The 19,920-nt window shown below is 72.4% G+C and carries 22 protein-coding genes; 11 read left to right on the top strand and 11 right to left on the bottom strand.

The genetic code is table 11. From position 1 onward, the window contains the following. Position 1 precedes the first annotated feature (1 nt). Together J7I97_RS17070 and J7I97_RS17065 are read left to right on the top strand one after the other, a co-directional pair. Complete coding sequence (locus J7I97_RS17070) at positions 2–736, top strand: MerR family transcriptional regulator (RefSeq protein ID WP_214935730.1); 735 nt, start codon at positions 2–4, stop codon at positions 734–736. After that, positions 733–1,362 (top strand): hypothetical protein, encoded by a 630-nt coding sequence (locus tag J7I97_RS17065; RefSeq protein ID WP_251058871.1) that lies wholly within the window; start codon positions 733–735, stop codon positions 1,360–1,362. Before J7I97_RS17070 ends, J7I97_RS17065 begins: the two co-directional genes overlap by 4 nt. On the opposite strand, the gene J7I97_RS17060 is transcribed toward J7I97_RS17065, so the two are convergent. Beyond that, positions 1,359–2,801: an RNB domain-containing ribonuclease gene (locus J7I97_RS17060; protein WP_214935728.1), complete on the bottom strand. Its 1,443-nt coding sequence runs from the start codon at positions 2,799–2,801 to the stop codon at positions 1,359–1,361. The two genes, J7I97_RS17065 and J7I97_RS17060, sit on opposite strands and share 4 nt — an antisense overlap. Positions 2,802–2,903: 102 nt before the next feature. On the opposite strand from J7I97_RS17060, the gene yaaA reads away from it, so the two are divergent. Then, the gene (yaaA, locus tag J7I97_RS17055; RefSeq protein WP_214935726.1) at positions 2,904–3,704 is read left to right on the top strand and encodes a peroxide stress protein YaaA; all 801 of its coding nucleotides are present in this window, start codon (positions 2,904–2,906) and stop codon (positions 3,702–3,704) included. A gap of 285 nt (positions 3,705–3,989) precedes the next feature. On the opposite strand, the gene J7I97_RS17050 is transcribed toward yaaA, so the two are convergent. Then, positions 3,990–4,739, bottom strand: coding sequence for a bifunctional DNA primase/polymerase (locus J7I97_RS17050; RefSeq protein WP_214935724.1), 750 nt, complete (start codon positions 4,737–4,739; stop codon positions 3,990–3,992). Positions 4,740–4,905: 166 nt separating this feature from the next. Further along, a complete protein-coding gene (locus tag J7I97_RS17045) occupies positions 4,906–5,547 on the bottom strand; it encodes a TetR/AcrR family transcriptional regulator (RefSeq protein ID WP_214935722.1) in 642 nt (213 codons plus the stop codon). 131 nt (positions 5,548–5,678) lie between these two features. On the opposite strand from J7I97_RS17045, the gene ddaH reads away from it, so the two are divergent. Further along, positions 5,679–6,488: a dimethylargininase gene (gene ddaH / locus J7I97_RS17040; protein ID WP_214935720.1), complete on the top strand. Its 810-nt coding sequence runs from the start codon at positions 5,679–5,681 to the stop codon at positions 6,486–6,488. A gap of 3 nt (positions 6,489–6,491) precedes the next feature. Here the strand turns inward: ddaH and J7I97_RS17035 are convergent, their stop codons facing one another. Continuing rightward, positions 6,492–7,493 (bottom strand): small ribosomal subunit Rsm22 family protein, encoded by a 1,002-nt coding sequence (locus tag J7I97_RS17035; RefSeq protein WP_214935718.1) that lies wholly within the window; start codon positions 7,491–7,493, stop codon positions 6,492–6,494. Positions 7,494–7,696: 203 nt separating this feature from the next. Continuing rightward, a complete protein-coding gene (locus J7I97_RS17030) occupies positions 7,697–9,001 on the bottom strand; it encodes a multidrug effflux MFS transporter (RefSeq protein ID WP_214935716.1) in 1,305 nt (434 codons plus the stop codon). A 107-nt stretch (positions 9,002–9,108) separates the two neighbouring features. Here J7I97_RS17030 and J7I97_RS17025 point away from each other — a divergent pair, with 107 nt between their 5' ends. Genes J7I97_RS17025 through J7I97_RS17015 form a run of 3 tightly spaced genes read left to right on the top strand, consistent with a single transcriptional unit; the run spans position 9,109 to position 11,352 of the window. Then, positions 9,109–9,870 (top strand): SDR family oxidoreductase, encoded by a 762-nt coding sequence (locus J7I97_RS17025; RefSeq protein WP_214935714.1) that lies wholly within the window; start codon positions 9,109–9,111, stop codon positions 9,868–9,870. A 52-nt stretch (positions 9,871–9,922) separates the two neighbouring features. Next, positions 9,923–10,786 (top strand): PhzF family phenazine biosynthesis protein, encoded by an 864-nt coding sequence (locus tag J7I97_RS17020; RefSeq protein ID WP_214935712.1) that lies wholly within the window; start codon positions 9,923–9,925, stop codon positions 10,784–10,786. Positions 10,787–10,833: 47 nt separating this feature from the next. After that, positions 10,834–11,352 carry a GNAT family N-acetyltransferase gene (locus J7I97_RS17015; RefSeq protein ID WP_308365291.1) on the top strand — a complete coding sequence of 173 codons (519 nt, stop codon included), beginning with the start codon at positions 10,834–10,836 and terminating at the stop codon, positions 11,350–11,352. A 24-nt stretch (positions 11,353–11,376) separates the two neighbouring features. Here J7I97_RS17015 and efeU read toward each other — a convergent pair whose 3' ends face one another. The 3 genes from efeU to efeO are packed head-to-tail and all read right to left on the bottom strand — an operon-like array spanning position 11,377 to position 14,680. Continuing rightward, positions 11,377–12,222 carry an iron uptake transporter permease EfeU gene (efeU, locus tag J7I97_RS17010; protein ID WP_214935710.1) on the bottom strand — a complete coding sequence of 282 codons (846 nt, stop codon included), beginning with the start codon at positions 12,220–12,222 and terminating at the stop codon, positions 11,377–11,379. A 12-nt stretch (positions 12,223–12,234) separates the two neighbouring features. Next, the gene (gene efeB, locus J7I97_RS17005) at positions 12,235–13,506 is read right to left on the bottom strand and encodes an iron uptake transporter deferrochelatase/peroxidase subunit (protein ID WP_214935708.1); all 1,272 of its coding nucleotides are present in this window, start codon (positions 13,504–13,506) and stop codon (positions 12,235–12,237) included. A 34-nt stretch (positions 13,507–13,540) separates the two neighbouring features. Then, positions 13,541–14,680: an iron uptake system protein EfeO gene (gene efeO / locus J7I97_RS17000; RefSeq protein WP_214935706.1), complete on the bottom strand. Its 1,140-nt coding sequence runs from the start codon at positions 14,678–14,680 to the stop codon at positions 13,541–13,543. A 540-nt stretch (positions 14,681–15,220) separates the two neighbouring features. On the opposite strand from efeO, the gene J7I97_RS16995 reads away from it, so the two are divergent. Both J7I97_RS16995 and J7I97_RS16990 read left to right on the top strand, forming a co-directional pair. Next, positions 15,221–15,883: a PhzF family phenazine biosynthesis protein gene (locus J7I97_RS16995; protein ID WP_214935704.1), complete on the top strand. Its 663-nt coding sequence runs from the start codon at positions 15,221–15,223 to the stop codon at positions 15,881–15,883. A gap of 70 nt (positions 15,884–15,953) precedes the next feature. Beyond that, the gene (locus J7I97_RS16990; protein WP_214935702.1) at positions 15,954–16,295 is read left to right on the top strand and encodes a hypothetical protein; all 342 of its coding nucleotides are present in this window, start codon (positions 15,954–15,956) and stop codon (positions 16,293–16,295) included. Between the two features lie 30 nt (positions 16,296–16,325). Here the strand turns inward: J7I97_RS16990 and J7I97_RS16985 are convergent, their stop codons facing one another. Both J7I97_RS16985 and map read right to left on the bottom strand, forming a co-directional pair. Beyond that, positions 16,326–16,973, bottom strand: a complete 648-nt coding sequence (locus J7I97_RS16985) for a heme oxygenase (biliverdin-producing) (protein ID WP_214935700.1) — start codon at positions 16,971–16,973, stop codon at positions 16,326–16,328. A gap of 126 nt (positions 16,974–17,099) precedes the next feature. Next, the gene (map, locus tag J7I97_RS16980; protein WP_214935698.1) at positions 17,100–17,957 is read right to left on the bottom strand and encodes a type I methionyl aminopeptidase; all 858 of its coding nucleotides are present in this window, start codon (positions 17,955–17,957) and stop codon (positions 17,100–17,102) included. Positions 17,958–18,029: 72 nt separating this feature from the next. Between map and J7I97_RS16975 the strand changes: the two genes are divergently transcribed. Continuing rightward, positions 18,030–18,266, top strand: coding sequence for a hypothetical protein (locus J7I97_RS16975; protein WP_214935696.1), 237 nt, complete (start codon positions 18,030–18,032; stop codon positions 18,264–18,266). A 46-nt stretch (positions 18,267–18,312) separates the two neighbouring features. On the opposite strand, the gene J7I97_RS16970 is transcribed toward J7I97_RS16975, so the two are convergent. Next, positions 18,313–18,960, bottom strand: a complete 648-nt coding sequence (locus tag J7I97_RS16970) for a hypothetical protein (RefSeq protein WP_214935694.1) — start codon at positions 18,958–18,960, stop codon at positions 18,313–18,315. A gap of 107 nt (positions 18,961–19,067) precedes the next feature. On the opposite strand from J7I97_RS16970, the gene npdG reads away from it, so the two are divergent. Next, complete coding sequence (gene npdG / locus J7I97_RS16965; protein WP_214935692.1) at positions 19,068–19,778, top strand: NADPH-dependent F420 reductase; 711 nt, start codon at positions 19,068–19,070, stop codon at positions 19,776–19,778. The last annotated feature ends 142 nt before the right edge of the window (positions 19,779–19,920 follow it).

Genomic DNA, 19,920 nt, shown 5'->3' with positions numbered 1-19,920 from the left:
CATGCGCATCGGAGAGATCGCCGCGCTGGCCGGGGTCACCACCCGAGCCATCCGGCACTACCACCACATCGGGCTGCTCCCGGAGCCGGAGCGGCGCCCCAACCAGTACCGGGTCTACAGCGTGCGCGACGCCGTCGTACTGGCCCGAGTCCGCCGGCTCACCGAGCTCGGGCTGAGCCTCGACGAGGTGCGCGACGTCCTCGCGGACGACGCGGGGCGCGAGCTGGCCGACGTACTCGAAGAGCTCGACGCCGACCTGGCCCGGCAGGAGGCCGAACTGGCCGAGCGCAGGCGCCGGCTCGCCGTACTGCTCGCCGCGCCGCCTGGGGAGAACGAACCCGTCTCGCCCGCGCTCGCCGCGCTGCTGGCCAAGGCCCCGGAGACAGCCTCGCCGACCGCCGCGATGGATCGCGAGCACCTGACGCTGCTCGACGCGTCGGGCGCGGGGGGTGCGGAGATATACGCCGTACTCGGGCCACTGGCCGCCGATCCGGCCGTACTCGCGCTGTACGAGCGGCTGGACGGGCTGGCCGACGCCCCCGTCGACGATCCGCGCATTCCCTTGCTGGCCGACGAGCTGGTGGCGGCCGTCCCCGACGAGGTGTTCGCGGCGATCCCGGCCACCCGGCCGGTCGTGGCGGGGTTGAAGGAGGCCCTGCTCGCGGAGTACGCCCCCGCGCAGGCGGAGGTCGTACGCCGGGTCATGGAGGCGTTCATGGAGAGGGGCCGGGGATGAACGGGATACGGCAGGCGGTTTCCGTGGTCCGCAGGCTGCTGCTGCACGAGCTACGGGCCGCCGCCTCGCTGGGGCGATGGGCGCTGCGCCGGACGCCACACGGCGTCGGCGCGGGCGATGTCGCCGCCGGATACACGGGACCGCAGACCGCCATGATGTACGGGCTGCTGTTCGTGTCGCTGATCGAGACCGTCGGGCTGGCCGTCCTCATCCCCTGGCCGGCTGTGCACCGCGTGGTGCTGGTGCTCGACGTGTACGGGCTGCTGCTGGTGCTGGCGATGCACGCCGCCTGTGTGACCCGGCCGCACGTGGTCCGGTCCGACGGTTCCCTGCGGATCCGCTACGGGGCCCTGTTCGACCTCACCGTCCCGCCGGACGCCGTGGCCTCGGTGCGCGTCGACCGCCGCTACCCCGAGGGCCGGCTGGTCACGCTGTCGCAGGACGGGGTGCTCGACCTGATCGTCGGGAGCCAGACTTCCGTGACCCTGGAGCTGACCCGCCCGCTCCCCTTCATCCGGCCGCTCGGCGCCCGCGCGCGTGCCAGTACCGTTCGCTTCCACGCCGACGACCCCCGCGGGCTGGTCACCGCACTGCGGCAACTCGCACCCCCGCAAGACGGAGCCTAGGCCGGGGCGAAGAGGATCTTCGATGTGCCGGGGTCGGCCTGGGTGAGGCGGACTCGGATGCGTTCGCCCAGGGGGAGCTCGCGCGCGGGGGACACGATGCGGCCGATTACCGCCGGGTCCTCCAGGTGGACCGTGCCCACCAGTGGATCCTCCTCCTTGACGTCGATCACCGTCGCCTCGAAGGTCTCGCCGACGCGGTCCTTCAGCAGGGCCGCCTCCACGAGGTCCACGGACTCCCGCTCGACCGCGTTGGACCGCCGGCTGCCGTCCGCCATCCGCTCCGGGAGCGCGGGCAGGGCCGACACCGCCCACTGCGGGGGGTCGGCCCCGGCCACCGCCGCCACGCACAGCTCGCCCGTGTAGCGGTCGACGAGCCTGCGCAGCGGCGCGGTGCAGTGCGTGTACGGGGCCACCACCGCGGCGTGGATCGCGGGGGAGGGGGTTTCGCCGCCGGTGAAGACCGTGTAGCCGGCGCCGCGCAGCAGGGCCGTGCACTCCTGGAGGAACGCCGCGTGGGCCGGGCGGCGCGGGTCGAGGGAGCGTACGAGTTCGGCGTACGGGACGTGGTGCGGCCACTCGATCCGCAGGGCCTTCGCCGCGCGGCGCAGCCGGCCGACGGCGCCGTCGGGGGCGGTGGGGAGGGTACGCAGGATCCCGGTGCCGGAGGCGAGCATCAGGTCGGCCGCCGCCATGCCGGTCATCAGGGAGATCTGGGCGTTCCAGCCGTCGGCGGGGAGCGGCGCCCGGTAGGCCAGGGTGTACGAGCCGTCGCGCGCGACGATCTCCTGCTCGGGCACGTTCAGCGAGATGCCGCCGCGCTCCACCTCCAGGGCCTCACGCAGCCGGCCGATGTCCTTGAGGAGGGCGAGCGACTCGTCCGCGGTGCCGGCGTCGATGGCCTTCTGGACCCCGCCGTAGTCGAGCCTGGCCCGGCTGCGGACGAGGGCCCGCCGGACCTCGGCCGTCTCCACCCGGCCGTCGGAGTCCAGGTCGAGCCGCCACAGCAGCGCCGGGCGGGTCTGGTCCGGCAGCAGGCTGGCCGCGCCCTCCGAGAGCACGGCCGGGTGCAAGGGCACCCTCCCGTCGGGAAAGTAGAGGGTGTTGACCCGCCGGTGGGCCTCGGTGTCGAGGGCACCGCCGGGGGTGACGAAGGCGGCCACGTCGGCGATGGCGTAGTGCACGCGGTAGCCGCCGCCCGGGCGGCGGGCGAGGTGCATGGCCTGGTCGAGGTCGACGGAGGCGGGCGGGTCGATCGTGAAGAAGGGGATGTCGGTGGCGTCCAGGGAGGGGAGGCGGGGGTCGGCGGCCGCACGGTCGGCCTCGGCGAGGACCGGTGAAGGGAATTGGGCCGGTACCTCCAGCCTTGTCCGCAGGTCACGCAGCGCGGCCCGCAGGGCAGCCCCGTCTGCGCCGGCCATGTGCATGTGACGGCGTGGCATGGACCGAGCGTATGGCGGTTGGGCCGGGGCGGCGCGTCGGGAGGCTTACCCTGGCTCGGGGGCCGCACCCCCGCGCCGTGTTTGTACTGAAGGAGAACCGCCGTGCTCGTGCTGCTGCCGCCGTCCGAAGGAAAGGCCGCCGGCGGCTCCGGCGCACCCCTGAAGCCGGAGTCGCTGTCGCTGGCGGGGCTGGCCGAGGCCCGTGCGGCGGTGCTGGAGGAGCTGGTCGAACTGTGCGTCGGCGACGAGCTGAAGGCGCGCGAGGTGCTGGGGCTGAGCGAGGGCCTGCGGGGAGAGGTCGCGAAGAACGCCGAGCTGCGGTCCGCGGTGGCGCGGCCGGCGGGGGAGATCTACACCGGGGTGCTGTACGACGCGCTGGGGCTGGCGGACCTGCCGGCGGGGGCGCGTGCGCTGGCGGAGGAGTCGCTGCTCGTTTTCTCCGGGCTGTGGGGTGCGGTGCGGGTGACGGACCGGATTCCGTCGTACCGGTGCTCGATGGGCGTGAAGCTGCCGGGGCTGGGGGCGCTGGGGGCGTACTGGCGGGGGCCGATGGCCGCTGTCATGCCGGAGGCTTCGGGGGACGGGCTGGTGCTGGACCTGCGGTCTTCGGCGTACGCGGCCGCGTGGAAGCCGAAGGGGGAGCCGGCGGGGCGGACGGCGACGGTGCGGGTGTTGCACGCGCAGGTGGTGGACGGGGTGGAGAAGCGGTCCGTGGTGAGCCACTTCAACAAGGCGACGAAGGGGCGGCTGGTACGGGACCTGCTGGTGGCGGGGGCCGTGCCGGGGTCGCCGGCGGAGCTGGTTACGGCGCTGCGGGATCTGGGGTACGTGGTGGAGGCCGAGGCCCCTGCGAAGGCGGCGAAGGCGTGGTCCCTGGACGTGGTGGTCAGCCAGATCCACTGAGGTGTCCCGGGATGGGGTCGGTGCCGCTGCGCGGAGCCCCGCCTTTCGCCGTCTCCCCCAGACCTTGTCCTGGGCACCCCGGGGGTTCCGCCCCGGACCCCGCGCCTCAAACGCCGGCGGGGCTGAAGCACCGGGGCTCCGCCCCGGACCCCGCGCCTCAAACGCCGGCGGGGCTGAATTTGCCGCTGCGCGGCAATCAGCCCGCCAGGCGCTCAGAGGCCCAGGGGCCAGGCCAGGCGCTCAGAGGCCCAGAGGCCCAGAGGCCCAGAGGCCAGGCCATGCCGCTCAGCGGCCCAGGGGCCAGGCGACGGTGGCAGGGGTGTGGGGGGCGGAGCCGGCGTAGGCCGCGCAGGCGTCCGTGAGGGTTTCCAGGAGGGTCAACGGGTCCGGGAGGGGGTGTTCCATGCCGCGGATCCAGGAGACCGTGTGGCCGCCCGGCAGGGTGGCCGGCGGGACCAGGACGTAGCTGCCACGGCAGTGCCACCGCAGGCCCGGGTGTTCGTCCATCGTCTCGGGGTGGCAGTCCAGCTCACACGGCCACCACTCGTCCTCGTCCTCCGGCGTACCCCGCGTCGCCGTGAAGAAGAGCATCCGGGCCTGGTCGTCCGTACCGGGCGATTCCGCCACCGGGCCGACGTCGACGCCCGCGGCCAACAGGCGGTCCAGCGCGCTGCGGCCCGCCTCGAGGGGGACGTCCAGAACGTCGTGGATCATGCCCGTCGCGGTGATGAAGTTGGCCTGGGGCTGGTTGCGCGCCCAGCGCTCGACCTGCGCGCGGTCGGTGGTCGACTGGGTCTGCCAGGCGAAGGAGACGGGGTGCCGCGCGGGCGTGGGACAGCCGATCCGGTCGCACGAACATCGGTAGCCGGCCGGATGGGCGGCAGGGGCGAGCGGCAGTCCCGCGGCGGCGACGGCCAGGAGAAGGGCTTCGCGTTCTCGTCCGGGGTCTTCGGGGGAGGGTTTCGGCCGCCGGCGCAGCCACTGGGAAATCCTGCTCTGCTCGCCGCGTTTGACGCGGCCGGACTCAGACCCCATCTATCCCCTCACCTCACCGTTACCCCGGCGTTCCCTCACATGCTCCCACCATCCTGCTCCCCGGATGACCGCACTCCTCAACCGGGGGGCAGGGGATGACCGGCCGGAAGTCGCCCCATAACGGTAGATTCCGGCCATATGTTCTCGGCCGGTGATCGACCATCTGTCAGTCGGTGACTTTTCCCACGCCGCCCAGCACCCGGTCCACCAGCGCGTCCGTGAACGCGTGCGTGAGCGGCGCCGTCCGCATCAGCCAGCGGTACGTCAGCGGCCCGAGCAGCATCTCCACCGTCAGTCGCAGATCCGCGTCCTGCGCGAGCTGCCCCGCCTCCCGCGCCGCGCGCAACCGTGCCTCGTACAGGGCGAGCTGGGGCTCCAGCAACTGCTCGGTGAACCGCGCCCCGAGCTCGGGGTCCATCGCCCCGGCGGCGGTCAGGGCGCGCGCGGGGGCCTCGTACTTCGCGTCGTTGAACTCGTCCACCGCCGCCCGCAGTACGGACTTCAGGTCGGCCGCGAGGTCCCCCGTGTCGGGGAAGGCGGTCCACCCGCCGTCCGTCTCCGCGTGCCCGGCGAGGCCGAGAGAGGCGTCCAGCAGCACCGCCGCCTTCGACGGCCACCAGCGGTAGATCGTCTGCTTGCCGACACCCGCGCGGGCGGCGATGGCCTCGATGGTCAGCTTGTTGTAGCCGACCTCGCCGACCAGCGCGAGCGCCGCGTCGAGGATGGCGCGCCGCGAGCGGTCGCTGCGGCGTCCGGCGTCCGGCGGCTTCGCGGCGGAAGGCTTCGGGCTGGGAGTCCTGCTGGTCATTCCGTCACGCTACCAACCCGAGACGTCTCGTCTTTCAGACATTCCGTAAACCACCCAATCAGTTCACTGCGCGGTCTCCCTTGAGGAGAGACGATTCTCTCCACATCTTCGCGAGTCGTGAGGAGCCTTCTTTGCGCAGAGACGCCACACCCCGGCGCTACCTGATGTGCCCACCCGCACATTTCAAGGTCACGTACTCCATCAACCCGTGGATGGATCCCACGAAACCGGTGGACCTGCCCCTCGCACACGCCCAGTGGGAAGACCTGAGGGACCGCTACCGCGCCCTCGGCCACACCGTCGAGACCCTCGTACCGGACCCCGCGCTGCCCGACATGGTCTTCGCGGCCAACGGCGCCCTCGTCGTCGACGGCCGGGTCCTCGGTGCCCGGTTCGCCTACCCGGTACGCGCCGCCGAGGCGGAGATCCACCTCGACTGGTTCCGTGCGCACGGCTTCCAGGACATCCACGAGCCGTCGCACGTCAACGAGGGCGAGGGCGACTTCGCCGTCACCACCAGCTACATCCTGGCCGGCCGGGGCTTCCGCTCCAGCCCGCTCTCGCACGACGAGGCCCAGGAGTTCTTCGGCCGCCCGGTCATCGGCCTCGAACTGGTGGATCCGCGCTACTACCACCTGGACACCGCGCTCTGCGTCCTCGACGGCGACGAGGTCATGTACTACCCGCCGGCCTTCTCGCAGGGCAGCCAGGCCGTGCTCGGGCGGCTGTTCCCGGACGCCCTGATCGCCACGGGCCCGGACGCGGCGGCGCTCGGGCTGAACGCGGTCTCGGACGGCCGGCACGTCCTGCTCCCGCAGGCGGCGACCGGGCTGCTCGCGCCCCTGCGGGAGCGGGGCTTCGAGCCGGTGCCGATGGACCTGGGAGAGCTGCTCAAGGGCGGCGGCAGTGTGAAGTGCTGCACCCAGGAGCTGCGGATGTAGGCGCTACGGCGCGGACGGCGGCCACTCCTGGCCCCACTCGGCGTCCCGCGCCGCCTTGTAGAGGTCACCGTGGCGCTTGGTCACGGTGGCCCGGGTCAGACCCGTGCCCTCCGGACCGCACAGGTCCAGCAGGACGAGCCCCTTCCGGATCTGCGGCCTACGCGTGATCCGGGAGGCGGCCGGCTCCGTCGGGAAGCGGGTCGCGGCCACGTAGCTGAACTTCTCGTCCTCGTACGGGAGGGAGCCGCCCTTGATCTGCCGGTGCAGGGAGGACCGGCTGACCCGCGCCGAGAAGTGGCACCAGTCCTGCCCGACCTCGATCGGGCAGGTCCCGTCGTGCGGGCAGGGGGCGGCGACCCGCAGCCCGGCCTCGATCAGCTGGTCGCGGGCCTCGCGGATCCGGAGGTACCCCTCGGGCGTGCCCGGCTCGATCAGCACCACCGCCTGCCCGGCGCGTGCCGCCTCGGCGACCACGGCCCGGCGGGCCTGCGGTGTCAGTTCGCCGAGTACGTACGACACGGTCACCAGGTCCGCCTCGGGGAGGGTGATCCCGGATCCGATGACGGCCCTGCGCCAATCGGCCGCGCGCAGCACCTCCGAGGAGGAGAGCGCCGCCAGTTCCTTGCCCAGGGCGAGCGCCGGCTCCGCCCAGTCGAGCACTGCGGTCTCGCGCGGCCCGTCCCAGGTGGCGTCCACCGCCCAGGTCGCCGCCCCGGTTCCGCCGCCCACGTCCACGTGCGAGCCCGGCGTCCACTGCGGAGCCGCCTCGGCCAGTCCGTCCAGGGCGGACCGTACGGCCTCGAAGGTGGCCGGCATCCGGTACGCCGCGTACGCCGCCACGTCGGAGCGGTCGCGCAGCACGGGCGCGTTGGTCGGGGTGGTGCCCCGGTAGTTGGCGATCAGCCGCTCGACGGCGGCCGTGGCCTGCTTCGGCGGGAGCCCGTCGAGCAGCCCGCCGAGCGCGGACCGGAGGGTTTCGGCGGTGGTGGGGACGGAGGCGTTCACCTGCGAAGTTTACGGCGCCGCGGAGGCCCGGCCGCCCGCACGGTCCGGACGCCCGCGCCTGCGCCTACGCCCACGCCTGCACCTGTGCCTACGCCTGCGCCTCGCCTACGCCTGTGCCTACGCCTGCGCCCTGCCCGCGCCCGCGCCTCGCCCGCGCCCACGCCTGTGCCTACGCCTGCGCCCCGCCCGCGCCCCGCCCGCGCCTACGCCGCCGACTCCTGCTCCTGCCTCTGCCACGGCCGGCCCAACCCGAGGAAGCACCCCACCGACAGCAGCGAGCAGGCCACCTGCACGACCGCCATCGGCACCGCCGTGCCCTCGCCCGCGATCCCGACCAGTGGCGTGGCGATCGACCCGAACAGGAAGGAGGAGGTGCCCAGCAGCGCCGAGGCCGACCCGGCCGCGTGCGGGGTGCGCATCAGCGCCTGCGCGTTGGTGTTCGGCAGCGCCATGCCCATGGCCGACATCAGCACGAACAGCGCCGCGGCGATCGGGGCCAGCCCGACCTCGCCGAACACTCCGGTGGACATCAGCAGCAGCGACACCGAGGCGGCCGTGATGACCGCGAGCGCGCAGCCCAGCGTCTTGTCCAGGCTGACCCGGCCGACCAGCAGCTTGCCGTTGATCTGGCCCGCGATTATCAGGCCGACGGAGTTGAGGCCGAACAGCAGGCTGAACGCCTGGGGCGAAGCCCCGTAGATCTCCTGCACCACGAACGGGGAGGCGGAGATGTACGAGAACAGCACCGCGAAGGCGAAACCGCCGGCCAGCATGTACCCGGAGAAGACCCGGTCGCCGACCAGCACGCCCATGGTCCGCAGCGCGGCGCCCACGCCTCCGGTCTGCCGGCGCTCCGGCGGCAGGGTCTCCCCGAGACGGCGCCACACCACCAGCGTGAGCCCGATGCCGATGGCGGTGAGTATGACGAAGACCCCACGCCAGTCGGAGACGCGGAGCACCTGGCCGCCGATGAGCGGGGCGACGATCGGGGCGGCCCCGGAGATGAGCATCAGGGTGGAGAAGAAGCGGGCCATCTCCACACCGTCGTAGAGGTCCCGGACCACGGCCCGGGCGATGACGATCGCGGCCGCGCCGGCCAGGCCCTGGAGCAGCCGGAAGGCGATCAGCAGCTCGGCGGTCGGGGCCAGGGCGCAGATCGCGGTGGCGAGCACGTAGACGACCATGCCGATGAGCAGCGGCCGGCGGCGGCCCCACTTGTCGCTCATGGGGCCGATGACCAGCTGGCCCAGCGCCATGCCGGCCAGGCAGGCGGTGAGGGTGAGCTGGACGGTGGCGGCCGGGCTGTGCAGGGAGGTGGTGACCTGCGGCAGGGCCGGCAGGTACATGTCCATGGACAGCGGGGGGAGCGCGCTGAGCCCGCCGAGTATGAAGGTGACGAGCAGTCCGGTGCGGCGGGCCGTCGTGACGGAGGCGGTGGATCCGGCGGCAGAGGGGGTCTCGGGCGTCGGCTCGGGTGATCCGGCCGGCGCGGGGGCTCTCTCCGACATGCGGAACTCCACTCTCGTCGTCATCTTTTCGCCCCCTGAGCGACCCATGCTCTCAGCAATCGGAACGTCCGGGGGTGCAAGCGCGGTGTGACGTACTCTGCGGCCCCATGAGCGCAAGTGGGAAGAAGATCGCCGTGGTGACCGGGGCCGGCTCCGGGATCGGCCGCTCCGTGGCCCTGACCCTGGCCGCGGCCGGCTGGGCGGTGGCCGTCGCGGGCCGCCGGACCGAACCGTTGGAGGAGACCGCCAAGGCGGCCGGGGACGGCGCGGACGTGCTGTGCGTACGGGCGGACGTGAGCAGTCCGGACGACGTGGCCGCACTGTTCGCGGCGGTGGACGAGCGGTACGGGCGGCTCGACCTGCTCTTCAACAACGCCGCCACCTTCGGGCCGGGCGGCGTCGCGCTGGAGGACATCACCTACGAGGCCTGGCGCTCGGTGGTGGACGTCAACCTGACCGGGGCGTTCCTCTGCGCGCAGGCGGCCTTCCGGATGATGAAGGCCCAGGACCCGCAGGGCGGCCGCATCATCAACAACGGCTCGATCTCGGCCCACGTGCCGCGGCCGAACTCGATCGCCTACACCGCGACCAAGCACGCGATGACCGGCCTGACGAAGTCCCTGTCGCTGGACGGCCGGCCGTACCGGATCGCGTGCGGGCAGATCGACATCGGCAACGCGGCGACCGAGATGACCGAGCGGATGCAGACCGGCATCCTCCAGGCCAACGGGCAGCTGGCGGTGGAGCCGGTGATGGACGCGGCCGACGTGGCACGGACGGTGCTGCACATGGCGGAGCTGCCGCTGGAGGCGAACGTGCAGTTCGCCACCGTGATGGCGACCGCGATGCCGTACATCGGACGGGGCTGATGAGCTTCGCGCCCCCGGGAATACCCGGCGTGGGGCCGAAGTTGAGGCGATCATGACTACTGAGGTACTGCGCTACACCGCCTTCTCCGCCGACCCCGAGGGCGGCAACCCCGCCGGTGTCGTGCTCGACGCGTCCGCGCTGGACGACGCGGCGATGCTGGGCATCGCCGCCGAGCTGGGCTACAGCGAGACGGCCTTCCTGACCCCGCCGCCGCAGGGCCTGGCCGGGGAGCCCGGACGGGCTTTCACGATGCGCTACTTCAGCCCGAAGGCGGAGGTTCCGTTCTGCGGGCACGCGACCGTGGCCACCGCGGTGGCGCTGGCGGAGCGGATCGGCCCCGGCGAGCTGGTCTTCGCCACCCGGGCCGGAACGGTCCCGGTGTCGGTGACCGCGCTGGACGGCGAGGGGCTGCGGGCCACACTGACCAGCGTGGAGCCGCACGTCGAGGCGATATCCCCGCAGGACCTGGCGGAGGCACTGGCCGCGCTGGACTGGCCGGCGGGCGACCTGGACCCGGCCCTGCCGCCCCGGATCGCCTATGCCGGAGCCCGCCACCTGGTGCTCGGCGCCGCCACCCGGGCCCGGCTCGCGGACCTCGCGTACGACTTCGCCCGGCTGGAGGCGCTGATGCGGCGCCTGGACCTGACCACGGTCCAGCTGGTGCACCGGGCGGGCCCGGCGCTGTTCCACGTACGGGACCCCTTCCCGGTCGGCGGCGTGGTCGAGGACCCCGCCACCGGAGCGGCCGCGGCGGCCTTCGGCGCGTACGCCCGGGAACTCGGCCTGGCCCCGGCGGAATCGGTCCTGACCCTCCACCAGGGCGAGGACATGGGCCGCCCCGGAGTCCTGACCGTGGAGCTGCGGGCCGGCGATCGGCGGGTCCGGGTGGGCGGCGCGGGAGTACGGATCCCCTGAGGCGGACTCAGACGTACGAGGCGCTGCCGACCGGGCTCGCACTCCAGGTGGCGGACCTGGAGGCGCGGGCCTGGCCCGGCGCCTGCGCGGGACACGACCCGGCGCTGGCACCCCGGGCGATGGTGCTGGTGGACGAGGCCGGGGCGGTGTCCGCCTCGCTGGCGCTGCTGTACAAGGAGATCCCGCTGGCGGGCCGGACGTACCGTGCGGCCGGGCTCAGCGGTGTGGTCACCCTTCCGGAACTGCGCGGCCGGGGCCTCGGCGCCCGGCTGGTGGCGGCGGCCCGCGCCGAGCTGGCCGCCGACCCGGCGGTGGACCTGGCGCTGTTCAGCTGCGACCGGGAGCTGGCCCCCTTCTACGAGGCGGCCGGCTTCGAGATCCTGCCCGGCACGGTCCTGCTCGGCGGCACACCGGCCGAGCCCCTGGCCACGGACGAGCCGGGCTTCGACAAGGCGGTGCTCGCGGCGTTCTTCCTGCACGACGAAGGCCGCACGGACGAGGTCCGTGCGGCCTTCACCGGCGTGCGTGTCCCGCTCTACCCGGGGCTGATCGACCGCCTCTGGTGATCAGAAGGGTGATCGGGCGCGTGATCAGGAGCGGCTGGGCTCCGGCTTGGGCTCCGGCTGCGACGGTCGGCCCGCGCCCAGCGGCGCGAGGAACAGCGCCAGCACCGGGATCAGGTACAGCGCCCAGACCGCGAGCTGGAGCACCGTCGGATCCGGCTGGAAGTTGAACGTCCCCTTCAGCAGGGTTCCGTACCAGCTGTCCGGCGGGATCGTGGTGCTGATGTCGAAGGCCTTGGTCGCCAGCCCGGGCAGGAAATCGGCCTCCTGGAGGTCGTGGATGCCGTACGCGAGCACGCCCGCGGCGACCACGACCAGCATGCCGCCGGTCCAGGTGAAGAACTTGGCCAGGTTGATCCGCACGGCGCCGCGGTAGAACAGCCAGCCCAGCAGGATCGACGACGCGATGCCCAGCAGCACCCCGGTCAGCGGGCCCGCACCGTCACCGGCGGCCTTCACCGAGCGCCACACGAACAGCGAGGTTTCCAGGCCCTCCCGGCCGACGGCCAGGAAAGCCGTGGTGACCAGCGCGCCGGTGCCCATCGCGAGCGCCGCGTCCAGCTTCCCGTGCAGCTCGGTCTTCAGATGCCGCGCGGTGCGCTTCATCCAGAACACCATCCAGGTCACCAGACCCACGGCGATGACCGACAGGGAACCGCCGATCGCCTCCTGAGCCTTGAACGTCAGCTCCTGGGTGCCGAATTCGAGCGCCGCGCCGAAGCCCAGGCTCAGCGCCGCCGCCAGGCCCACGCCGGCCCACAGCGGAGCCAGCTTGTCCTTGTGCCCGGTCTTGACCAGGTAGGCGACCAGGATGCAGACGACCAGGCTGGCCTCCAGCCCCTCGCGCAGACCGATCAGATAGTTGCTGAACACGTTGTTCCCCTCCTACGCGAACAGCGTCCGGCCCCACCAGTCGTCCTTGTCGCGGACGCCCGGCGGGACGGCGAAGACGGCCGAACCCACGTGCTGGATGTATTCGTTGAGTACGTCGTTCTTGGCCAGGTTGCGCTGGATCGGGATGAAGCCCTTGCGTACGTCCCGCTGGTAGGCCAGGAAGAACAGGCCCGCGTCGAGCCGGCCCAGTCCGTCCGTACCGTCCGTGAAGGAGTAGCCGCGGCGCAGGATCGTCGCGCCGCTGTTGGTGTCCGGGTGCGCGAGGCGGACGTGCGCCTCGGGCTTCATCGCCTTCAGGAACGGCTCGTCGCGCTCCTTGGACTTGCCCGCGGGAGCACCCTCGCCCTTGTCGCGGCCGATGATGTCTTCCTGCTCCCCGAGGGGGGTCCGGTCCCAGGTCTCGATGTGCATCCGGATGCGCCGGGCGACCAGGTACGAGCCGCCGGTCATCCAGTCGCTGCCGTCGGAGGCGCCGACCCACACGTGCTTGTCCAGGGCCGCCTTGTCGGTGCCCGAGATGTTCCGGGTGCCGTCCTTGAAGCCCATCATGTTGCGCGGGGTCTGCTCGTCCGGGGTGGTCGACGAGGTCTTGCCGAAGCCGAGCTGCGACCAGCGCACCGCGGTCTTGCCGAAGCCGATCCGGGCGAGCTGGCGGATCGCGTGCACCGCGACCTGCGGGTCGTCCGCGCAGGCCTGCACGCAGAGGTCGCCGCCGCTGCGCGCCGGGTCCAGGTTGTCGCCGGGGAACAGCTCCAGGTCCACCAGGGCGTCCGGGCGCTTGCCCTCCAGCCCGAAACGGTCCTTGGCGAACAGGCCCGGGCCGAACCCGATGGTCAGGGTGAGCCGGGAGGCCTTCAGGCCCAGAGCCTCGCCCGTGTCGTCCGGCGGAGCATCCGGCAGGCCGCCGTAGCCGCCCTCGCCGACCGGCTGGCCGGCCGTCATCAGCCGGGCCGCCTCGGTCCAGTCCTTGAGGAGCTTGATCAGCTCTTCGCGGTCCTTGGTCTTCACGTCGAAGGCCGCGAAGTGCAGCCGGTCCTGGACCGCGCTCGCGATACCGGCCTGGTGCTCGCCGTGGAACGGCACGGCCGCCCCGGCCGCCGCCGCCGGCACCGCGTCCGAGGCCGAGTCGAAGGCCGCGACCGCCCCGCCCGCCGCGGCGGCGCCGAGCGCGAGCCCGGCCCCGCCCCAGCCGAGCACCGATCGCCGCGAGGGCGCGGCCGGAGCGCCGTCGGTCTGCTCCGGCCCCGTCACTGTTTCAGTCATTCCGGATCTCCCGCCTGTTCCGCTTCTACCGGAATTACTTCGCGACCGCCGCGGCCAGCTTCGAGAGCGGCTCGGCCAGCGCGTTCACGGCGTCCGAGAGCTCCTTGCGCTCGGGCTCGCCGACCTTGTCGTATGAGGTGAAGTCGTAGCCCGCCTTGTCGGCGCGGTACTTGTCCAGCAGCGTGTTCAGCGCCGCGAACTGGGTGTCGAGCGTCTTGGCGAGCTCCGGGTCGTTCTTCGCGGCGGTCGGCTTGAGCAGCTCGTACGCCTTCTGCGCGCCCTCGACGTTGGCCTTGAAGTCGACCAGGTCGGTGTGGCTGTAGCGCTCTTCCTCGCCCGTGACCTTGCCGGTGGCGACCTCGTCCAGGAGCTCCTTGGCGCCGTTCGCTATCGAGGCGGGGTTGATCTCCGCCGTCCCGACCTTCTTCTTCCAGTCGGTGAGGTCGGCGATCAGGGTGTCGGCGAGCTTCTTCTCGGCGTCGCCGATCGTGTTGTCGACCCAGAGCGCCTTCTCGAGCTTGTGCCAGCCCGTCCACTCCTGCCCGGCCTCCAGGCCGTCCTCGCGGACGTCCACCTTCGGGTCGATGTCGCCGAAGGACTCGGCGACCGGCTCGGTGCGCTCCCAGCCGATGCGCGAGGGGGCGTACGCCTTCTTGGAGGCCTCGACGTCGCCGGCCTTGACCGCGTCCGCGAAGGCCTGCGCCTTGGGGAGGGTCTCCTCGGCCTGCGCCTCCACGTACTGGCGGTACGCGGCGACCGCGGCGTCCAGCTCGGGGCTGCGCTTCTCGACGGTGCCCGTGCCGGTGGCCTTGACCTGCTGCTTGATGCCGTCGCCCTTCATGCCGGGCTTACAGGCGATCTCGTAGTCGCCCGCCTTGATCTCGGCGGTGATGGAGGCCTTGGTGCCGGGGCCGATGTTCTCGCGCTCGGCGACGATGCGGCCGTCCGGGAAGAGGACGTAGACCTCGGTGACCTTGGAACCCTTGTTCTCGACCTCGATGGTCGCCTTGCCGGCCGGGAACTCCTTCTTGGAGACCTCGCAGGCCGTGTCGGTGGCCGCCACGTTGATCGTGCCGTTGCTGCCGGCGTCGCTCTTCTCGGCGCAGCCGGTGACGGCGGTGAGCGCGGCCACGACGGCTGCCGCGGTGAGGACGGTGAGGCGGGCGGGGCGCATACGGGGCTCCTGGGCGTCGGACGTGGGTGCCGCCCCAGAGGGGGAGGCCGGTGAGGCGGACCTAACTTAACCGAGGCTTACCTCACCCATGCCCGCCCGTCCAGTGATTCAGCGCACACCCGCGGCAACCGGATACGGCGCCGTCACGGACCCCTCATGGAACCCCCACGAGAAGGTCAAGGGCTGGTCAAGTCCAGGTGACTGTTCCGTACGGTGGAATGACCCCCTCCGCCCGTGCCGTCGGGCTCGCCGCGGACCGGAAGCACCAGCGGGGCCCCCGTGCGGGGGTGCGGGAGCACCTCCACGGCTGCCGGTAGACCCGGCTCAGCAGCGCGTTCCGACCACTGCAACCACCACCGGCGGCACCGCGGGCGGCGCCGGCGTCGGCGGAGCCCTGGCCTCCACCGGCGCCGGGATCCCCGCCGGCCCCCTGCTCGCCGCCTCCGGCGCGGTGATCGCGGCCGGTGCGGGCGCCGTCGGCCTCGGGCGCAGGTGGCGTACGACCCGGAACTGAACTGCCTTCCGTGTTTCAATTCCCGGGTGAACGATCTCGACGTACTCAAGGTCTTCTGCGCGGGTGACGGCCGGTACGGCAACCTGCTCGGAGTCGTCCGCGACGGCAGGACCTGCCCCGACGACGCCGCCCGTCAGGCGCTGGCCGCCGAACTCGGATACAGCGAGACGGTGTTCGTCGACGACCCCGAGCGCGGGGTCGTCGACATCCGCACCCCCGGCACGCGGATGTCCTTCGCGGGGCACCCGCTGGTCGGGGTCGCCTGGCTGCTGGACATCGAGGAGCTTCAGCCGCCCGCGGGATCCGTATGGGCCCGTGACGACGGGGAGTTCACCTGGATCACCGCCCGCCCCGAGTGGGTCGAGGGCAAGCGCACCGAGCAGTACGCGAGCGCCGCCGAGGTCGAGGCGCTGCCCGCCCCGCCGCCGGGCGAGGGCTGGCTGTACGCCTGGGCCTGGGAGGACGAGACCGCGGGCCGGATCAGGGCCCGCGGCTTCCCGCGCCGCCCCGACGGGGTGATCGTCGAGGACGAGGCCACCGGCTCGGCGGCCCTCCTGCTCACGGCCGAGCTGAACCGCGCCCTCAACATCACCCAGGGCGCCGGCTCCCAGATCCTCACCGCCCCCAGTCCGGACGGCACGATCGAGATCGGCGGCCGGGTCCGCTTCGCGCCGCCCAGCGGGAACTGAGTACGTGCGCCGCGTGAGTTGAGTACGCGCACCCTTCGGGCGGCGCCGGGTTCGGCGGTGGAATAGAGCCATGAACACGATGACCGCGCCGACCGGCCCGCGCCCCGCCGACACCCAGCCGCAGCAGTGGCTGCTGGTGCCCGCGCTCTTCACGGCGCTGGCCCTGCTGGCCGGGGGCCTCGGCTACTCGTCCTCGTACCTGCCCGACGCGCCGTTCTGGCTCTCCGTCCCGTACCTGATCCCGCTCGGCATGGTGGCCGCCACGTGGCGCCGCCCGCGGACGCGGCAGCAGTGGACGAACCGCATCGTGCTGGGCGGCCTCGGCTGCACGGCCGCCCTCTTCTACGCCAAAGCGGCCGAGGTCGTCCTGATCGCCATCGCCATCGCCGTCTGGCTGGTCCAGGGGGACTGACCCAGCACCGGCCCGGCCCCGCCGGGGGCGCTACGCACTCAGCGGGAACTGCTCTCCCAGCTCGCGGAAGACCGCGCCGTTGAAGTCGAAGGCGCGCTTGCACTCGTCGATGATGCGCTGCTTCTCCAGGTCGTCCGCGGCGATCGCGTCCAGCAGCTCGCGGTAGGTCCGCTTGAAGGCCGCCGGGTTGGAGATGTCCGCGAAGACGTAGAAGCGGACGCCGTCGCCCTTGCGCTCGAAGCCCCACGTCCGCTCCGCCTTGTCGCGGATGATCTGGCCGCCGGAGAGGTCGCCCAGGTAGCGGGTGTAGTGGTGGGCGACGTACCCGCCCGGCCAGGTGGCCGCGCAGGCGGCCACACGCGCCGCGTACGCGTCGGTGGACGGCAGTGCCACCAGCGTCTCGCGCCACCGCGGGCCTCGCAGATGGGCCAGGTCGCGCTCGATTTCGGCCACCCGCATCAGTTCGGGCCGGATGAAGGGCCCGGCCACCGGGTCGTCCTTGAGGGACTCGGCCGCATCCTCCAGGGCCCGGTACACGAACCACAGCTGCTCGGTGTAGCGGGCGTAGGCGTCCACTTCCAGCCGGCCGCCGAGCAGGTCGCTCATGAAGGTCGAGGTTTCCGCCTCGGTGTGCTGTTCGTGCGACGCGACACGGATGACCGTGGAGAAGGCGTCCAAGACAGGACCTCCTGGGAAGGCGGACCAGGCGTGGCGGCAGTTCCGCCACACCCGATCCTGCTACTTAGGCTTACCTAAATCAATGTCTTCCCGACGTCCTGTCGGTAAAACCTCCGGCGGCCGCGCCTACGGCAGCGTGAGGATCTCCGCCCCGCTGTCCGTCACCACCAGCGTGTGCTCGAACTGCGCGGTGCGCCTGCGGTCCTTCGTGACGACGGTCCAGCCGTCGCCCCACATGTCGTACTCGTGGGTGCCCAGCGTCAGCATCGGCTCGATCGTGAAGGTCATACCGGGCTCGATGGTGGTGGTGGCGTGCGGGCTGTCGTAGTGCGGGATGATCAGGCCGGAGTGGAAGGACGAGTTGATGCCGTGGCCGGTGAAGTCCCGGACCACGCCGTAGCCGAAGCGCTTCGCGTACGACTCGATGACCCGGCCGATGATGTTGATCTGGCGGCCCGGCTTGACCGCCTTGATGGCCCGGTTCAGGGACTCGCGGGTGCGCTCCACCAGCAGCCGCGACTCCTCGTCCACCTCACCGCACAGGTAGGTGGCGTTGTTGTCGCCGTGCACTCCGCCGATGTACGCGGTCACGTCGAGGTTCACGATGTCGCCGTCCCGCAGGACGGTCGAGTCGGGGATGCCGTGACAGATGACCTCGTTGACCGAGGAGCACAGGGACTTTGGGAAACCCCGGTAGCCCAGTGTCGAGGGGTAGGCGCCGTGGTCGCACATGTACTCGTGCGCGACCCGGTCCAGCTCGTCGGTGGTCACCCCCGGGGCGATGAGCTTGGCGGCCTCTTCCATCGCCTGGGCGGCGATCCGGCCGGCGATGCGCATGGCCTCGATGGTCTCGGCCGACTGCACCTCCGGTCCGGTGTACGGAGTGGGCGCGGGCTTGCCCACGTACTCGGGCCGACGGATGTTTCCGGGAACGGAACGGGCGGGAGAAAGCTCGCCTGGTACGAGCAGCGACTGGCCAGACATGCATGCGAGTGTATCCAGCGGCGATGGGGCAGCATGGCGGCAGAGAGCGGTAACGAGAGGAGCCCGAAGACGATGGCCCTGTTCAAGAAGCGTCAGGTGGGCAAGCCCGGCGAGTGGTACTACTGCCTGGTCCACAGGAAGGTCGAGGAAGGCCCGGAGTGCCCGGCCAAGGACCGCTTCGGCCCCTACTCCACCCGCGAGGAGGCGGGCCACGCCATGGAGACCGCCGAGGAGCGGAACCTCGAATGGCAGAACGACCCCAAGTGGAACGACAAGTCCCGGGAGACGGACGAGGGCACTACGCCTTAGCCACCCCGGCCCGGCCCGGCCCGGCCTGGCTCCTCCCGGTCCTGTCCTACCAGCGGCTGGGCGGGGGCGCGGTCAGCTGATCGGCCAGCCGTGCCAGCCGGTCCCGGAACCTGCGCGGCCCGCGCTGCGCCGGCAGGCTGTTCTCCCCGGCCGCCGCGCTGACCAGGTGCTGCATGGTGTCCAGGTCCAGTTCGGCGCCGCTGTCCGGCACCGATCCCGATCCCGATCCCGATCGCGATCCCGGCCCCGGCACCGAAAGCGCCTCGTGGGCGAGCGTGCCCAGATCCGGGTCCCCACCGTCCAGGGCCAGTACGGTCGCCCCCGCGCGCCGGGCGTCGTGGACCCGCTCCAGCAGCCCCGCGCCGGGCCGCTCCGGGGCCACCACCAGCAGGGTGTGCCCGCGCCGGACCGCCTCCAGCCTGCTCAGCCCCACCGAGAGGTGCGGCGGCTCCCCGGCCCGCACGTGGTGGCGTACGAGCGTGGGGGCCAGCTCCGGCAGGCCCGACCAGGCGGCCTCGTCCACCAGGTGCGCCGCCAGATGCCAGGGCTCGTACTGCTCGGTCCCCACCAGCAGCAGATTCCCGCCGGCCGGCACGACGGAGCGGCGCAGCGAGCCGGCGAAGCGACGGGCGGCGGCCGGCCACTGCGTACCGGCGAGCACCTCGCGGAGCAGTGCGACTCTCACGGCATCCATGAACGGCATCCTGCCCGATGGAAAGGGCCCACAGGAGCGGTTGCCCGGCCCTCATCCATCCGGCCCATCCATTCGAATGGCACGTACTCGGCAGTACGCTCGCCCCCATGACTTCCACAGACAGCACGCAGACGCAGAAGCCGCCGGCCAAGGACCCGTGGGACCTGCCGGATGTCTCCGGCCTCGTCGTCGGCGTCCTCGGCGGCACCGGCGACCAGGGCCGGGGTCTCGCCTACCGGCTTGCCCGGGCCGGCCAGAAGGTGATCATCGGCTCCCGCGCCGCCGACCGCGCGCGGACCGCCGCGGAGGAGCTGGGCCTCGGGGTGGAGGGCGCCGACAACGCCGAGTGCGCGCGCCGCAGCGACATCGTGATCATCGCGGTGCCGTGGGAGGGTCACGCCAAGACCCTCGAAGCGCTGCGCGAGGACCTGGCGGGCAAGCTCGTGGTGGACTGCGTCAACCCGCTCGGCTTCGACAAGCAGGGCGCGTACGCCCTTCAGGTCGAAGAGGGCAGTGCGGCGCAGCAGGCCGCGGCCCTGCTGCCGGACTCCCGTGTCACCGCGGCCTTCCACCACCTGTCGGCGGTCCTGCTCCAGGACGAGTCGATCGAGGAGATCGACACCGACGTGATGGTCCTCGGCGAGGTCCGCGCGGACACCGACATCGTCCAGGCCCTCGCCGCCCGCATCCCGGGCATGCGCGGAGTCTTCGCGGGCCGCCTGCGCAATGCCCACCAGGTCGAATCCCTGGTGGCCAACCTGATCTCGACGAACCGCCGCTACAAGGCCCACGCGGGCCTGCGCGTCACGGACGTCTGAGCCCCCGGCCCGACGGCCCAGGCCCGGCCCGGCTCAGCTGGGGCCGGGCGGGACCGTCGGGCCGTCGGGCCGTCGGGCCGGACCGTCGTGCCGTCAGCCCCGGCGGCCCGGGCGTCCCTCGACGGCGCCCAGGCGCGCCACC

The organism is Streptomyces sp. ISL-87 (assembly GCF_018614095.1).
Classification (GTDB): domain Bacteria; phylum Actinomycetota; class Actinomycetes; order Streptomycetales; family Streptomycetaceae; genus Streptomyces.
This window is presented reverse-complemented; position numbering and strand designations above follow the sequence as displayed.

What these genes read in the sequence shown, in the direction of transcription:
- J7I97_RS17070 (WP_214935730.1), top strand. Translation starts at nt 2, where the DNA reads ATGCGCATCGGAGAGATCGCCGCGCTGGCCGGGGTCACCACCCGAGCC.
- J7I97_RS17065 (WP_251058871.1), top strand. Translation starts at nt 733, where the DNA reads ATGAACGGGATACGGCAGGCGGTTTCCGTGGTCCGCAGGCTGCTGCTG.
- J7I97_RS17060 (WP_214935728.1), bottom strand. Translation starts at nt 2,801, where the DNA reads ATGCCACGCCGTCACATGCACATGGCCGGCGCAGACGGGGCTGCCCTG.
- J7I97_RS17050 (WP_214935724.1), bottom strand. Translation starts at nt 4,739, where the DNA reads ATGGGGTCTGAGTCCGGCCGCGTCAAACGCGGCGAGCAGAGCAGGATT.
- J7I97_RS17045 (WP_214935722.1), bottom strand. Translation starts at nt 5,547, where the DNA reads ATGACCAGCAGGACTCCCAGCCCGAAGCCTTCCGCCGCGAAGCCGCCG.
- J7I97_RS17030 (WP_214935716.1), bottom strand. Translation starts at nt 9,001, where the DNA reads ATGTCGGAGAGAGCCCCCGCGCCGGCCGGATCACCCGAGCCGACGCCC.
- J7I97_RS17025 (WP_214935714.1), top strand. Translation starts at nt 9,109, where the DNA reads ATGAGCGCAAGTGGGAAGAAGATCGCCGTGGTGACCGGGGCCGGCTCC.
- J7I97_RS17020 (WP_214935712.1), top strand. Translation starts at nt 9,923, where the DNA reads ATGACTACTGAGGTACTGCGCTACACCGCCTTCTCCGCCGACCCCGAG.
- efeB (WP_214935708.1), bottom strand. Translation starts at nt 13,506, where the DNA reads ATGACTGAAACAGTGACGGGGCCGGAGCAGACCGACGGCGCTCCGGCC.
- efeO (WP_214935706.1), bottom strand. Translation starts at nt 14,680, where the DNA reads ATGCGCCCCGCCCGCCTCACCGTCCTCACCGCGGCAGCCGTCGTGGCC.
- J7I97_RS16990 (WP_214935702.1), top strand. Translation starts at nt 15,954, where the DNA reads ATGAACACGATGACCGCGCCGACCGGCCCGCGCCCCGCCGACACCCAG.
- map (WP_214935698.1), bottom strand. Translation starts at nt 17,957, where the DNA reads ATGTCTGGCCAGTCGCTGCTCGTACCAGGCGAGCTTTCTCCCGCCCGT.
- J7I97_RS16975 (WP_214935696.1), top strand. Translation starts at nt 18,030, where the DNA reads ATGGCCCTGTTCAAGAAGCGTCAGGTGGGCAAGCCCGGCGAGTGGTAC.
- J7I97_RS16970 (WP_214935694.1), bottom strand. Translation starts at nt 18,960, where the DNA reads ATGGATGCCGTGAGAGTCGCACTGCTCCGCGAGGTGCTCGCCGGTACG.
- npdG (WP_214935692.1), top strand. Translation starts at nt 19,068, where the DNA reads ATGACTTCCACAGACAGCACGCAGACGCAGAAGCCGCCGGCCAAGGAC.